At 59.2% G+C, this 13,840-nt stretch carries 15 protein-coding genes and 1 tRNA gene; 11 read left to right on the top strand and 5 right to left on the bottom strand.

The features are described 5' to 3' along the window. Positions 1-138: 138 nt before the first annotated feature. Positions 139-399, bottom strand: a complete 261-nt coding sequence (locus C7477_RS02500) for a CopG family ribbon-helix-helix protein (protein ID WP_110748618.1) — start codon at positions 397-399, stop codon at positions 139-141. Positions 400-553: 154 nt separating this feature from the next. Here C7477_RS02500 and C7477_RS02495 point away from each other — a divergent pair, with 154 nt between their 5' ends. Together C7477_RS02495 and ilvC are read left to right on the top strand one after the other, a co-directional pair. After that, entirely contained in the window at positions 554-1,249 is a 696-nt protein-coding gene (locus C7477_RS02495) for a TetR/AcrR family transcriptional regulator (RefSeq protein ID WP_110748615.1), read from the top strand. Beyond that, positions 1,233-2,252, top strand: coding sequence for a ketol-acid reductoisomerase (gene ilvC, locus C7477_RS02490; protein WP_110748612.1), 1,020 nt, complete (start codon positions 1,233-1,235; stop codon positions 2,250-2,252). Before C7477_RS02495 ends, ilvC begins: the two co-directional genes overlap by 17 nt. 135 nt (positions 2,253-2,387) lie before the next feature. Here ilvC and C7477_RS02485 read toward each other — a convergent pair whose 3' ends face one another. Further along, complete coding sequence (locus C7477_RS02485) at positions 2,388-2,810, bottom strand: BA14K family protein (RefSeq protein ID WP_146226049.1); 423 nt, start codon at positions 2,808-2,810, stop codon at positions 2,388-2,390. 70 nt (positions 2,811-2,880) lie between these two features. On the opposite strand from C7477_RS02485, the gene C7477_RS02480 reads away from it, so the two are divergent. The 9 genes from C7477_RS02480 to cysW all read left to right on the top strand — a co-directional run bounded on the left by C7477_RS02480 (position 2,881) and on the right by cysW (position 10,132). Further along, on the top strand, positions 2,881-3,597 hold the full coding sequence (locus C7477_RS02480) for an NUDIX hydrolase (RefSeq protein ID WP_110748607.1): 717 nt from the start codon (positions 2,881-2,883) through the stop codon (positions 3,595-3,597). A gap of 21 nt (positions 3,598-3,618) precedes the next feature. Further along, on the top strand, positions 3,619-4,545 hold the full coding sequence (locus tag C7477_RS02475) for a PhzF family phenazine biosynthesis protein (protein ID WP_110748604.1): 927 nt from the start codon (positions 3,619-3,621) through the stop codon (positions 4,543-4,545). Between the two features lie 144 nt (positions 4,546-4,689). Next, positions 4,690-4,765: transfer RNA gene (locus C7477_RS02470), tRNA-Lys, on the top strand. A 191-nt stretch (positions 4,766-4,956) separates the two neighbouring features. Beyond that, positions 4,957-5,616: a DedA family protein gene (locus tag C7477_RS02465; protein ID WP_110748602.1), complete on the top strand. Its 660-nt coding sequence runs from the start codon at positions 4,957-4,959 to the stop codon at positions 5,614-5,616. Between the two features lie 222 nt (positions 5,617-5,838). Next, positions 5,839-6,408: an NADPH-dependent FMN reductase gene (locus C7477_RS02460; protein ID WP_110748599.1), complete on the top strand. Its 570-nt coding sequence runs from the start codon at positions 5,839-5,841 to the stop codon at positions 6,406-6,408. A 222-nt stretch (positions 6,409-6,630) separates the two neighbouring features. Then, positions 6,631-6,819, top strand: coding sequence for a hypothetical protein (locus C7477_RS02455; RefSeq protein WP_110748597.1), 189 nt, complete (start codon positions 6,631-6,633; stop codon positions 6,817-6,819). Between the two features lie 373 nt (positions 6,820-7,192). Beyond that, positions 7,193-8,197, top strand: a complete 1,005-nt coding sequence (cysP, locus tag C7477_RS02450) for a thiosulfate ABC transporter substrate-binding protein CysP (RefSeq protein WP_110748594.1) — start codon at positions 7,193-7,195, stop codon at positions 8,195-8,197. A gap of 132 nt (positions 8,198-8,329) precedes the next feature. Next, entirely contained in the window at positions 8,330-9,172 is an 843-nt protein-coding gene (cysT, locus tag C7477_RS02445; protein ID WP_110748593.1) for a sulfate ABC transporter permease subunit CysT, read from the top strand. Between the two features lie 63 nt (positions 9,173-9,235). After that, a complete protein-coding gene (cysW, locus tag C7477_RS02440) occupies positions 9,236-10,132 on the top strand; it encodes a sulfate ABC transporter permease subunit CysW (RefSeq protein WP_110748590.1) in 897 nt (298 codons plus the stop codon). Between the two features lie 122 nt (positions 10,133-10,254). Here the strand turns inward: cysW and C7477_RS02435 are convergent, their stop codons facing one another. The 3 genes from C7477_RS02435 to ybaL all read right to left on the bottom strand — a co-directional run bounded on the left by C7477_RS02435 (position 10,255) and on the right by ybaL (position 13,719). Beyond that, complete coding sequence (locus C7477_RS02435; protein ID WP_110748588.1) at positions 10,255-10,806, bottom strand: RBBP9/YdeN family alpha/beta hydrolase; 552 nt, start codon at positions 10,804-10,806, stop codon at positions 10,255-10,257. Positions 10,807-10,987: 181 nt separating this feature from the next. Beyond that, on the bottom strand, positions 10,988-11,947 hold the full coding sequence (locus C7477_RS02430) for a lysylphosphatidylglycerol synthase domain-containing protein (protein ID WP_110748832.1): 960 nt from the start codon (positions 11,945-11,947) through the stop codon (positions 10,988-10,990). Positions 11,948-11,964: 17 nt separating this feature from the next. Continuing rightward, a complete protein-coding gene (gene ybaL / locus C7477_RS02425; protein ID WP_110748585.1) occupies positions 11,965-13,719 on the bottom strand; it encodes a YbaL family putative K(+) efflux transporter in 1,755 nt (584 codons plus the stop codon). Positions 13,720-13,840: the final 121 nt, after the last annotated feature.

The following is a 13,840-nucleotide window of genomic DNA, read 5'->3' as shown; positions in this document are numbered from 1 at the left end:
CCCCTTGAGGGGGAGATGTCCGGCAGGACAGAGGGGGGTATACTGTCCCGCCAGCATTTCCATCTAAATATGAAATGCACTAGCTCATAATCGAGAAGGTGAGATAGGCGCGGGCATCCCCCGACACGCGAACTTTCATCACGCAACCTTGCGATTGACGATCTGGTGAATTTCTTCGAGAACATCATCCATGTCGTGAACGTCACCGCCAGCGACCTGCTCCCGCCCTTTTTTCACGGCGAGGATGTCCGCCCCTTCGCTAGCAAGATATGTTTTCAGCGCCCTGACCATGACCCAGCTACGCGGCCTGTCACAGGTTTCCGCGATCTGCTCGATTGCTGCAAGGATTTCTTCCGGCAAGCGAATGGTGATCGGGTTGGAAAGATTGGGTTTGGTCATACTGCTCTCCATTTGTAATACATCGTATTACAATATCTATTTGTGGTCAATTAAAACCCCCTTGCATCCTCCCCCCGCTTTCGACATAGTGCCGAACCGTAACGTACGGTACGGTGACAAGGCGCGGGATTAGCCGCCTGTGGGAGCGAGTGAAGTGCAGGGCAGGGTGGAAGTGAATGGCGAGGGCGATAGCCTGACCGCGCGGCAGAAGGCCGTGCTGGATGCCGCGCTTGGCCTGCTTGTCGAAGGCGGCGATGCGGTGACCATGACGGGCGTGGCGCGGCGCGCCAGTTGTTCCAAGGAAACGCTCTACAAATGGTTCGGCGACCGCGACGGGCTTTTGACCGCCACGGTGCAGTGGCAGGCCTCGAAGGTGCGGGTCGCACCGCTGACGCGCGAAGGGCTCGATGCGAAATCGCTGTTTGCCAGCCTTGAAGGTTTTGCTCGCGATTGGCTGCGTGTTCTCTCGGGCGAGATTTCCGTGACGCTCAATCGCCTGGCGGTCAGCCATGCCGGGACGGGCAAATCCGATCTGGGCCAGATCGTTCTCGCCAACGGGCCTTTTGCCATGGCGCGGCGGCTGAAGCCGGTCCTCGAAATCGGCCGCGAGGCCGGTCTGCTCGCTTTCGATGATGTGGACGAGGCGTTCCGCACGTTCTTCGGGCTCGTCGTCCGCGACATGCAGATACGCCTCTTGCTTGGCGACCAGCAGGAATCGACCGACGCCGCGATTGCCCGGGATGCGACCCGCGCGACGCAGCAGTTTTTCGCTCTTTACGGAGCTCAAAAAGAAGCGGCGGATGCCGCTGGCAGCATAAGGAAGGGAATACCCCATGCGCGTTTATTATGACCGCGATGCAGACCTCAATCTGATCAAGTCGAAGAAGGTCGCCATCATCGGCTATGGCAGCCAGGGCCGCGCCCACGCGCTGAACTTGAAGGATTCCGGCGCCAAGGATGTGCGCATCGCGCTGCGTCCGGGTTCCGCCACCGCCAAGAAGGCGGAGGCCGATGGCTTCCAGGTTGTCAGCGTTGCCGAAGCGGCCAAATGGGCCGACCTGATGATGATGGCGACGCCGGATGAGTTGCAGGCCGACATCTACAAGGAGCACATCGCCGACAATATCCGCGACGGCGCTGCAATCGCCTTCGCCCACGGCCTCAACGTGCATTTCGGCCTGATCGAGCCGAAGAAGACCGTCGACGTGGTGATGATTGCGCCGAAGGGTCCCGGTCACACCGTGCGCGGCGAATATCAGAAGGGCGGCGGCGTGCCGTGCCTGATTGCGGTCCATCAGGACGCCTCCGGCAATGCGCATGATCTGGCGCTGTCCTATGCCTGCGGCGTCGGCGGCGGGCGTTCGGGCATCATCGAGACGAATTTCCGTGAAGAGTGCGAAACCGATCTGTTCGGCGAGCAGGTGGTGCTATGCGGCGGTCTGGTGGAACTCATCCGCGCCGGTTTCGAAACGCTGGTCGAGGCCGGATATGCACCCGAGATGGCCTATTTCGAGTGCCTGCACGAGGTGAAGCTGATCGTCGACCTGATCTATGAGGGCGGCATTGCCAACATGAACTACTCGATCTCCAATACCGCCGAGTGGGGCGAATATGTCTCCGGCCCACGCATCATCACCGCCGAGACCAAGGCCGAAATGAAGCGCGTCCTCAAAGACATCCAGACCGGCAAGTTCACCTCGGAGTGGATGCAGGAATACCGTGCCGGCGCCTCGCGCTTCAAGGGCATCCGCCGCATGAACGATTCGCACCAGATCGAAGAAGTTGGCGAAAAGCTGCGCGGCATGATGCCGTGGATCAAGTCGAACGCGCTGGTGGACAAGGCGAAGAATTAAACTATGGGAATAGGGCAGTAGGGGAATAAGGCAGTATGTTTTGGCCCTTGCCATCATCTATCTGCGAAATATTCTTGCCCTACTGCCCTACTGCCCTACTGCCCTACTGCCCTACTGCCCTACTGCCCTACTGCCCTAACCGCCAAACGGCGATGAACAGTCGCGGCGCGTACCGGCGAAAGGCTGGTAGGTATTGTCGTTCGCGCTATAGGAGCGGTAGCGGTTCTGGCACCATTGAATATGGTTCACGCTTGGGGTGGCGGGCTTGACACCGGATGCACGCCCACCCCGATCCTCGATGGGATCGCCGTTTTTATAGTGCAGCACGCCCTGATCCGAAAAATAGGTGCCGCTTTCGCCACATAGCGTCGAGCCGTAACATTTGCGCGCTCCCTGATCGGAACTGGTGCTTCCTATCCTGCCGCCGATAATCAGCGCGCCTTCGGGCCGCAAGGGGCGCACACCGGATTGCTGGCGGATCTCCACGGCCGACGCGGCGGAGACCGCCACGCCGATATAGGCGGCCATCAAAAGCAATATGCGGCTTGATCGAAGCAATTTCGTTCTTCCTGTTCTTTCCCTTGCTATATAGGGTTGGGGCGTTGCGATGCAATCGAAGGCCTGATCGATGGACAAAATTCCCGAGAACACGGTTTTCTCGATAGACGGCGTCGACGTGCGGGTGGTGCCAGGAGAGCTCGACTATGCCAGTGCCAACAAGACGGCGATTGCGCGCAACTGGGAGGGCGAGCTTGTCGCAAAGCCCGGGCTTTTCAACGGCGAACTCTATCTGGCACCGGATGCACGCCTTGGTGAGGGCGTGCTTCGCGCTGACTTCGTGCGCTCCCGTTACGAGACGCTGCTCTATTGGCGCAACGACCCGCAAAAAATCCGCCCATGGCATATTTTCAGCGTCGGTGTGATCGTCTCTTCGGATAATCGCCTGATCGCTGCGCGCATGGCTGCGAACAATGCCGGCGGCGGGCGCATCTATTTTCCCGCTGGTTCCATCGATGACGATGACATCATTGGCGGGGTGGTGGACTATGACGGCAACAGCCGGCGCGAGGTGCTGGAGGAAACCGGCCTCGACCTTTTCGGGGCTGAACGGGAAGACAAAATTCATCTGGTGACGGCCAATCGCAGCATCGCGCTTTTCCGCCGTTATCACTTTCAGGAGAATGCGGCGGCGCTGACCGGGCAGATCAGGGAGCACATGGCCGCTCAAGCCGCGCCGGAACTGGATGAAATCATCGAGGTGAGCGGGCCGGGACAGATGGGGGAGGCGACGCCGAGCTATGTGCGGGCATTCGCCGACTGGCACTTTAAGGCAGTAGGGCAGTAGGACAATATGATGAGGAAATCCATGAGCACTCAGCAAACTTCCGGCCGGCCATACGAGATATTCGACGTGTTTACCGGTGAGGCGCTGAGCGGCAATCCGTTGGCTATCGTCCATGACGCCGAAGGGCTCGACGACAGGCGGATGCAGGCTATCGCGCGGGAATTCAATCTTTCCGAGACGGTCTTTGTCAAGCCTGCCGAAAACCCGCTTCACACGGCAGCTATCCGCATCTTTACGCCTGATGATGAGTTGCCTTTCGCCGGGCATCCAACGGTGGGAACCGCCGTGGCGCTGGCATCCCGGCAGCGCGAGGGGGACGATGCGGACGTGCTTGTCGCGCTGGAAGAAAAAATCGGCGTCGTGCGCTGCGGGGTGCGATCCTCGACAGAGGGCGCTTTTGCCGAATTCGATATCCCGCGTCTGCCCGAGAAGCTCGGTATCGAGGTGGAAAAGGAGGCTGCGGCGGCGGTGCTTGGGCTGGGCACGCATGAGATCGGCTTTGAGAATCACGTTCCCGGCATGTGGAGTGCCGGTGTTCCCTTTCTGCTCATTCCGGTACGCAATCTGATCGCGGCGGCCAAGATTTCGCTGGACAGGGCATTTGCAAGGGAGAACCTGCCGGCAATCGCCGGGAAGCCGTTGTTTATCTATGCCTATTGCCGCGAGACGCAGCTTTTCGACAGCGCTTTTCATGCCCGTATGTTCGATACGGCGGGCAATATTTTCGAAGACCCCGCGACCGGCGCCGCCGTCGCGGCCTTTTCCGGCGCGGTGCAGCATTTCGACAGGCCGGTGGACGGTGTCACGACCCTGTGGATCGAGCAGGGGATGGAAATGGGGCGCCCGTCACGCATCCGGCTGGAAATCGATGTTGAGAACCAGAAACTGGCCCGCGCGCGTATCGGTGGATCGGCGGTGAAGGTGGCGGAGGGGACGCTGTTCGCCTGACGGTAGCGGGGCAATGTCAACGCGGATGGTTCCGTTTTGACGGTTCTGGATTTTTTCTTGAAAATTCAGCGATTAGAGGCTGGACAGTGGCGATGAGGGCAGCTATAGAACCGCTCACTTCACCGGGCCGCTGCCCAGCGAAGCGGGTGCGTAGCTCAGTTGGTAGAGCAGCTGACTCTTAATCAGCGGGTCACAGGTTCGATCCCTGTCGCACCCACCACTTTCCCCTCAGTTCACAAATTCTTGCAGATATATTCGTCCTTGCGGACGCCGCAATCGGCTGCCATATGTCCGGAGGGCGGCAATCCTGTCATTAATATTTGATCCTTGCCTGCCATAAACGAAAGACTGCTGCTGCATAGTTCCTTAAACTCTGTCAGCTATGGCTTTGTCGGGTAGATTGGGAACTGAATGGAAAGTCTTCTAGGCGATCTGGCGCATTTCATCTCGGCGCATAGCGCATGGGCCGGGCCGATCGTTGGGCTGATCGCATTTGGCGAATCGCTGGCGCTGATCGGTATGTTCATTCCGGCAACTCCAATCATGCTATTGATCGGCGGCCTTGTCGGCGCCGGCATTATCGAGCCTTTTTCAGTTATCCTCGGCGCCATTATCGGCGCGGTTGTCGGCGACATCATCTCCTACTTCCTGGGCTGGTATGTCGGGCGCAGCATCGTGCACAAATGGCCGCTCAACAAGCATCGCCAAGGCGTTGCCCGAGCGCGACTCTATTTCCGCCGCTATGGTTTTGCCGCCGTGTTTTTCGGTCGCTTCTTCGGCCCCATCCGCTGCACGGTTCCGCTGGTGGCGGGCATGATGTCGATGGACCAGAAGCGCTTCCAGACCGCCAATATCCTTTCCGCCGCCGTCTGGGCGCCACTCATGTTCGCTCCCGGTTGGCTCGCGGGCAAGGGGGCCGGGATATTCGCCAATATGGATGGCGGTCATCTGATGTGGCTGACAGCCGGTGCGACGGTCGTTGCCACGATCGCCACGGTTTTCGGCGTTCGCATGTTCAAATCCCGCCCGCGCCGCACCCGGCGCAAGGTGCAGATTTCTCCTGCGGAGTGAGGTTAAGGCAGTAGGGCAGTAGGGCAGTAGGGCAAATATGTTTGGTATTGCCATCGTCTGTCGGCGCAATTTCCTTTGCCCTACTGCCCTACTGCCCTACTGCCTTACCGATCACATTCTCCTGAACCTGCCCTTATTCCCTCCGGTTACCTAAAGGTGCCTTCTTGTCCGGTTTTTTGCGTGTGGTTAAGTCGCGCTTGAAATTCACAAAAGGATTGCCGGATGAAGCCCAAACTTCACATCATTATCTGCTCAACCCGCCCGGGCCGCGCCGGGCCCAAGATGGCCGAATGGTTCCATGGTTTCGCCCAGGAACACGGCAAGTTCGATGCCAAGCTCGTCGATCTCCAGGACTTCGCCCTGCCGGTTTTCGACGAGCCGAACCATCCGCGTCTGAAGCAATATGAAAACGCGCATACCAAGGCCTGGAGCGCCAGCGTCGAGGCCGCTGATGCCTTCGTTTTCGTGACGCCGGAATATAATTTTTCGCCGCCGCCGGCGTTCTTCAATGCGCTCACCTATCTCTCCCAGGAATGGAGCTATAAGGCTGCCGCGATCCTGAGCTACGGTGGCGTCTCCGGTGGGTTGCGCGCTGCGCAGATGGCGAGGCTCTATCTCGCCAATCTCAAGATGGTGCCGCTTCAGGAAGGCATTGCCATCCCCGGCTTCCCGCAATTCATCAGCGAGGATGGCGTGTTCAAGCCCAACGAGCTGATCGAGACAAGCGCCAAGACCGTGCTGGACGAGCTGGATCGCTGGACCGCCGGCCTCAAGACGATCCGCGCCGCGTAATTGCAGCAAACGAACTTTTCAAAGCCGCTCCGCACACCTTGTGGGGCGGCTTTCACATTTGCGGGTGTGCCCTTCCTGCATCAATCACGAAATATATATCGCATTTATAAACCATCGGCTTGGTCCGGTGCTTGACCGATGGGAGGGATGGCATATCCTTAAACAAGCTTAACCTGTTTGACTAAAACAGGGCAGGTTGATTGAGGAAGACTGGAGATTGACATGGCACGTATCTACGAGCTTGGCGTTCGTCCTGTCGTGACATTCTTTTTGCGGCTGCTGGCCTGCCTGGAACGACCGCTTTTCACTAAAGCGCATAACACCGATGAGGTCGCGGCGCGGCGCAAGCGGCGGACCGAGCGGACTGAGGACGACGTTCTGTGGTGCTGGAAACAGCGCGGCTTTTGGTGATCGAATAGAGTTTGTCCAGGCATCAAGATAAGCGCCGTTAAGAGAAGGCGCATAGGCCTATCGTCATTCTCGGGCTTGTCCCGAGAATCTACCGTGGCCTAATCTGTCAGGATGGCAATCGCTTATCTTTGTCTTATGGCAGATTCTCGGGACAAGCCCGAGAACGACGGCGAGAGGGGCAGGCATTGTTTGCTTTCTTGTCATTCGCTCTTTGCGTGGAAAAATTTTCTCCTGTTTTGGAAAGGTCCGTGACGGGCATTTTGCGGCCGCGGGCGATGGTAGATTATCTATTCAAATCAATGATTTAAATTGTCTTTTCCCGGCAGAGGCGTAAGTTTCATCTCACGATTTCAACAGGGTGGGATTACGATCCATGGGCAAAACTTTTCTCTACGCGGCGGTAGCTCTGGCACTCGGAACGGCGCCTGTTCATGCAGAGGAGCCGAAGGAAATCCTCAACGTTTCCTACGATATCGGTCGCGAACTTTACGAGCAGATCGACAAGGCCTTTACGGCGGCGTGGAAGGAGAAGACCGGCAACGACATCACGGTCAATCAGTCTCACGCGGGCTCATCGAAGCAGGCGCGCTCGATCCTGGAGGGGCTGGAGGCCGATGTCGTGACCTTCAACCAGGTGACGGATGTGCAGGTGCTGCACGACAAGGGCAATCTCATTCCCGCCGACTGGCAATCGCGCCTGCCGAACAATTCATCGCCCTATTATTCGCTGCCGGCCTTCCTGGTGCGTACCGGCAACCCGAAGAACATTCGCAACTGGGACGATCTCGTACGCGAGGATGTCGAGGTGATCTTCCCCAATCCGAAGACATCGGGCAATGGGCGCTACACCTATCTGGCCGCCACCGCCTATGCCAAGGAAGCCTTCGGCAATGACGATGCGAAGGTGCGGGAGTTCATCACCAAGCTGTTCAAACGCGTCCCCGTCTTCGACACCGGCGGGCGCGGCGCGACCACGACCTTCACCGAGCGCGGCATCGGCGATGTGCTGATCACCTTCGAGGCGGAAGTGCTGGGCACGCAGAAACAGCTTGGCAAGGACAAATACGATGTCGTCGTGCCGCCTATCAGCCTGTTGTCGGAATTTCCGGTGACGGTGGTGGACAAGGTTGCGGACAAGCGCGGCTCGCGCACGGTGTCGGAGGCCTATCTGAACTATCTCTATTCGCCGGAGGGACAGGATATCGTCGCCCGGAACTTCAACCGTGTGCATGACGAGGCGGTCAAGGCGAAATACAAGGCGCAGTTTCCCGAGGTTCGGCTGGTGAAGGTGGAAGACGCTTTCGGCGGCTGGAAGCAGGTGAGCAAGGAGCATTTCGCCGAGGGCGGGATTCTCGATCAGCTGTTCACGGCGCGGTAGGAAAATGCCCCTCACCCTTACCCTCTCCCCGCAGGCGGGGCGAGGGGGGCATAGACGTTGCCGCTTCGTCCTTCTCCCCGTTTTTACGGGGAGAAGGTGCCGGTAGGCGGATGAGGGGCAAGCGAGGTCGTCATGTTTTCAAACCCATTCACAACCAGAAAAAGCGTCCTACCAGGCTTTGGCATCACCATGGGCGTGACGCTGCTTTATCTGGTCATCATCGTGGCGCTGCCGCTTGCCGCCATGGTGCTGAAGACAGCTAGCCTGGGCTGGGCGGAGTTCTGGTCGATCGTCACCTCCGACCGCGCGCTTTCGACCTATCGCATCACGCTTGGCGCAGCGGCGCTCGCCACGCTGATCAATGCCGGCTTCGGGCTTCTGCTTGCCTGGGTGCTGGTGCGCTATGAATTTCCCGGCAAGAGGCTGATCGATGGGCTCGTCGACCTGCCTTTCGCGTTGCCGACGGCGATTGCCGGTCTGGCGCTGGTCACGGTCTTCTCGCGCAATGGCTGGTTCGGCCAGTATATCGAGCCGATGGGGATCAAGATCGCCTATGCGCCGCTGGGCATCGCCATCGCCATGGCCTTTACCAGCGCGCCCTTCGTCATCCGCACGGTGCAGCCGGTGCTGGAGGATCTCTCCGATGATGTGGAACAGGCGGCTGAGACGCTTGGGGCGCGGCCCTGGCAGATTTTCCGCCATGTCATCTGGCCGATGATCTTTCCCGCCTTTCTCGCGGGTTCGGCCCTGTCGTTTGCCCGCAGCCTCGGCGAGTTCGGGGCGATCGTCTTCATCTCGGGCAATCTGCCGTTCAAGACGGAGGTGACGTCGCTGCTGGTTTTCATCCGGCTCGACGAGTTCGATTATCCGTCGGCGGCGGCGCTGGCGATGGTAATGCTGATTGTTGCCTTCCTCATGCTTCTCACCACCAATCTCATTCAAGCGTGGCAACTCAGATATGCAGAGCGTAGCTAATATTTTGATCGAAGCGCCAAGCGCCCTCGTGGTTCGAGGCTCCCCTTCGGGGCGCACCTCACCATGAGGGCTCCTGTAACGCCGGTGCCCCTTCACCCTCATCCTGAGGTGCGAGCGAAGCGAGCCTCGAAGGATGGGGGTGAAGGGACTCGCCAGACAACGAAGCGCGGCCCGTGGCAGGTGGCGCTGGTCCTCCTTGCCATCGCGCTTTCGGCGCTCTTCCTCGGCGTGCCGCTGGCGGTGATCTTTACCTATGCCTTCGGCAGCGGGATCGGGGTGTTCTGGGGGCAGATCACCGAACCTTCGACGCTACACGCAATCTGGCTCACTGTTCTCACCGCCATCGTCGTCGTGCCTGTTAACATGGTGTTCGGCATCTGCGTCGCGTGGCTGGTGACGCGGTTCCGCTTTCCGGGGCGGCGGCTGCTCATTACCTTTGTGGAAATCCCGTTTTCCGTCTCGCCCATCGTGGCCGGCGTCATCTATCTGTTCCTCTACGGGTCGCAGGGCCTGCTCGGACCGTTTCTGGAGGCGCATGACATCAGGATCATGTTCACCGTCCCGGCGATCTTTCTGGTCAGCCTGTTCGTGACCTGTCCGTTCGTCGCGCGTGAACTCATTCCGCTGATGGAGGTGCAGGGTAGCGACGACGAGGAGGCGGCGATTTCGCTTGGCGCGACCGGCCTGCAGACTTTCTTCTACATCACCTTGCCCAATATCAAATGGGCGCTGCTCTATGGCGCGGTGCTTTGCAATGCGCGGGTGATGGGGGAATTCGGCGCGACATCCATCGTCTCCGGCGCTATCAGGGGCAAGACGAATACATTGCCGCTGCAAGTGGAACTGCTGTTCAATGATTACAACACCGTCGGTGCCTTCGCCGCCGCCTCGACGCTGGCAGTCATCGCGCTTTTGACATTGGTGCTCAAGTATATTCTGGAGAGGGCAGTAAGGCAGTAGGGCAATAAGGCAGTATGTTTATAAGGCAGTATGTTTAATTGCCTTTGACCGAATCTCGATATTCTCCTACTGCCCTACTGCCCTACTGCCCTACTGCCCTACTGCCCTACTGCCCTAATTTCTCACTCCGCTGCGATCAAGGTGCGCTGGCGGAAGGAAGAGGTGAGGATCATGCCCTCCGGCCAATAGCCGAAGCCGCTTGCGGGGTTGATATGGCCGGCGCGGCCAAGATCGACAAAGCCGGAACCCCAGACATCGGCGAGAGCCTGAGCCTTGGCGAAGCTCATATATTCATCGTTGCGGCTGGCGACGACGATGGAAGGGAAGGGGAATGGCTGGCGGGGCAGCGGCGTGAAGCTTGCGAATATCCGGTCCTGCCGCGTCATCTTCTCGCTATCGGCCGGGGCGACGAGCAAAGCGCCCGCCACGTGCGCCGCCGCCGGGCGGTTCGCCAGATGGGCGACCAACACGCAGCCGAGGCTGTGCGCCACCAGGACGCTGCCGGGATGTTCGGCGAGATGCGCTTCCAGCACATACAGCCAATCGGACAGGACCGGATTTTCCCAGTCTTCCTGCTCGACCACTTTCGCGGAAGAATCGTCGAGAAGCCATTGGCGCTGCCAATGATCGGATTCCGAGCCCCGGTAGCCGGGTATGATCAATGTCGTCGTCATGCCATTTCCTCGTATAGAGCGTGATCCCCACAAACCATGCGAATTAAATGCTGATGCTATTCAAGAATAGGTGGAAGACTGGTGCATATAAAGAAATGCCCGGCTATATCTGCCGGGCATTTGTAACTAATTGCCTAATCTATACTTGGATACAAGAAATTTTTTTAGAGAATGACTTCAATTATTCTCCGATAGTGGTTTTATCCTTCTCGCGCCAGCGCAAGGAGAATTGGCTCTTCTCGAAAATGAGCACCACTATGAGCGAAAGTGCGAAGGGAATGAGCAGATAGAACAGGCGGAATACGATCAGCGCGGCCAGCACGTCGGCCCGGTTCATTTCAGGCAGGCCGGTCAGGAAGACGATTTCAAGGACGCCGAGCCCGCCCGGCGCATGCGAAAGGAGGGCGGCGGAAAAGGAAACGAGGAAGATGCCGAGCACGATGAGATAGCCCGGATTTCCGGCTTCGGGGAGGGCGAAATAGATGATGCCCGCGGCGCCGATCAGTTCGACCGGGGCGATCAGAAGCTGTTGCCAGACGATTTTCAGGCGCGGATATTCCAGCCGGAACTTGCCTATTTCGAGCGGGCGCAATTGCAGCCAGCTACCGAAGACATAGAGCAGTACCAGCAGGATCATCAACGCTCCAAGGCCGGTTGCGAAGCCTATGGAAATCTCATCGTTGAAGCGCTGCAGAATGTGGGGTTCGATGATCAGGACGGCGCCGGTCAGGATGACGCTGCCCAGAATAAAGGTAAAGGAGCAAAGGGCGATGAGAAGCGCCACCTCGCTGCCGGTCAAGCCGCGCGAGCTATAGGCGCGGTAGCGCACGACCGCGCCCGAGAGCATGGCAAAGCCGATATTGTGCGACAGCGCATAGGTGGTAAACGAGGTGAGCGAAATGAAAAGCCAGGAGATGCGCTTGCGCAGATGCGCGAGCGCGATGCGGTCATAGCCCGCCAGCGCGATATAGGACAAAATGGCGGAGCCGCCGGCCAGGAGCCAGTGGCGCAGGCTGATGGCCTCGAGACTATGCACCACATCGTCAAGCGATATGCTGCGCAGTTCCCGATAAAGCAGCCAGACCGAAACGGTGACGGCGCCGATGCCGACGATCGGCCAGATGTAGTCTTTGAGTTTCATGCCCCTGCCGTTTAAATTCATTCAGTAGCGTACACGATTTCATCGGCAGGCGGTGAATTTGTGGTTGAGACATAGGAAACCATGCCGCGCGCGATTTCGCGCTCACCCATGATGACGGCGTTTGCGCCCAGTTCAGTCAGATGCTGCGCTTCGGCGTCGGAATGGGCGCGGGCGACGATATCGATGTCCGGATTGGCGGCGCGAGCCTTGGTGATGATCTGGCCCGCCTCGAAGGCATTGGGGATGGCAATGACGAGCTTTTGCGCGCCCGCCAGATTGGCTGCCTTCAGCGCGTCGTCGCGCACGGCATTGCCGGGAAGGTATTCCGTACCCTCGTCACGCAGCTTGGCTAATTGCTTGTCGCCGTCCTCGATGACGAGGAACGGCATTCCGGCCGTCTTCATGGCTTTCCCCACGAGGGAGCCAACGCGGCCATAGCCGACAAGAACCGTGTGGCCGGAAAGCTGGGTCTGCGGCAGATGCTCCGGTTCCTCTTCCTCCGGGGCAGGTTGCAGGTCGGATGCGGGCGTTTCTTCCGGGACCGGCGCGAGGCGCTTTTCCAGCCATGGCCGCATCTTGTCGGTTGCGAAAAAGACGAGCGGATTGAGCAATATCGAAAGGATCGCGCCGGCCAGTATGAGGTCGCGGCCCTCTTGGGGGAGCAGTTTCAGGCCGAAACCGAGTTCGGCCAGAATGAACGAGAATTCGCCGATTTGCGCCAGGCTTGCGGAAATGGTCAGGGCGGTGCCAACGGGATGGCGGAAAACGCGCACGATGACGAAAGCGATGGCCGATTTGCCCAGAATGATGATGCCAAGCGTGGCGATGAGTGGCAGCGGATCGTTGAGCAAGCTCGATGGGTCGAACAACATGCCGACCGAGACAAAAAATAGAACGGCGAACGCATCGCGTAAGGGGAGCGATTCTTCCGCCGCGCGGTGGCTAAGCTCCGATTCGCTCATGATCATGCCGGCGAAGAACGCGCCCAGCGCCAGCGATACGCCGAAGAGCTTGGCCGCGCCGAAGGCGACGCCGAGCGCGATGGCGAGGACGCCCAGTCGGAAGAGTTCGCGCGATCCGGTGTTGGCGATGGAATGGAGAACCCACGGAATGACGCGGCGTCCGACAACGAGCATGAGGGCGACGAAGAGCGCCACCTTGGCCAGCGTCAGGCCGATGATGCCCCAAAGGCCAAGGCCGAAATGGGCGGCAATCGGGTCGGCCGCAGCCATGCCTGATGTGCCGTTGATGAGGCTGGCAAGCGCGGGCAGGAGCACCAGCGCCAGCACCATGGCGAGGTCTTCGACGATGAGCCAGCCGACGGCGATGCGGCCGCGCTCGGTTTCGATGAGACGGCGCTCCTGCATGGCGCGTAGCAGGACGACGGTGCTCGCCACCGAAAGGGCGAGACCGAAGACCAACCCGGCGCCGGGACTCCAGCCGAGCAGAAGGGCGAGGCCAAGGCCAAGAACCGTGGCGACGGCGATTTGGGCGATGGCGCCGGGAACGGCAATCGCCTTGACCGAAAGAAGATCTTTTAGGGAAAAATGCAGGCCGACGCCGAACATGAGGAGGATGACGCCGATTTCGGCCAGCTCCAGCGTCAGGTTTTGATCGGCAACGAAGCCCGGCGTATAGGGTCCGGCAATGACGCCCGCGAGGAGATAGCCGACAAGAGGAGGAATACGCAGCCGATTGGCGATGGCGCCGAAGACAAAGGCCAGACAAAGCCCGACGACGATCGTTGCAATCAGAGGCGTCTCATGCGGCATATGGCGGGGAGCCTCCTGTGTAAGTTAGTGCCTTCCTTCCCCCTGCGGGGAAGGTGTCCACGGAGCGGGCGGATGGGGGGATGCTCTATTCTTCACCACCCCAACCCCGGACTTGCCGTCC

The sequence above is a fragment of the Paramesorhizobium leguminum genome (assembly GCF_003217235.1).
Classification (GTDB): Bacteria; Pseudomonadota; Alphaproteobacteria; order Rhizobiales; family Rhizobiaceae; genus Paramesorhizobium; species Paramesorhizobium leguminum.
Note: the sequence above shows the minus strand (reverse complement) of the source record. Positions and strands in the feature narration are given on the sequence as shown.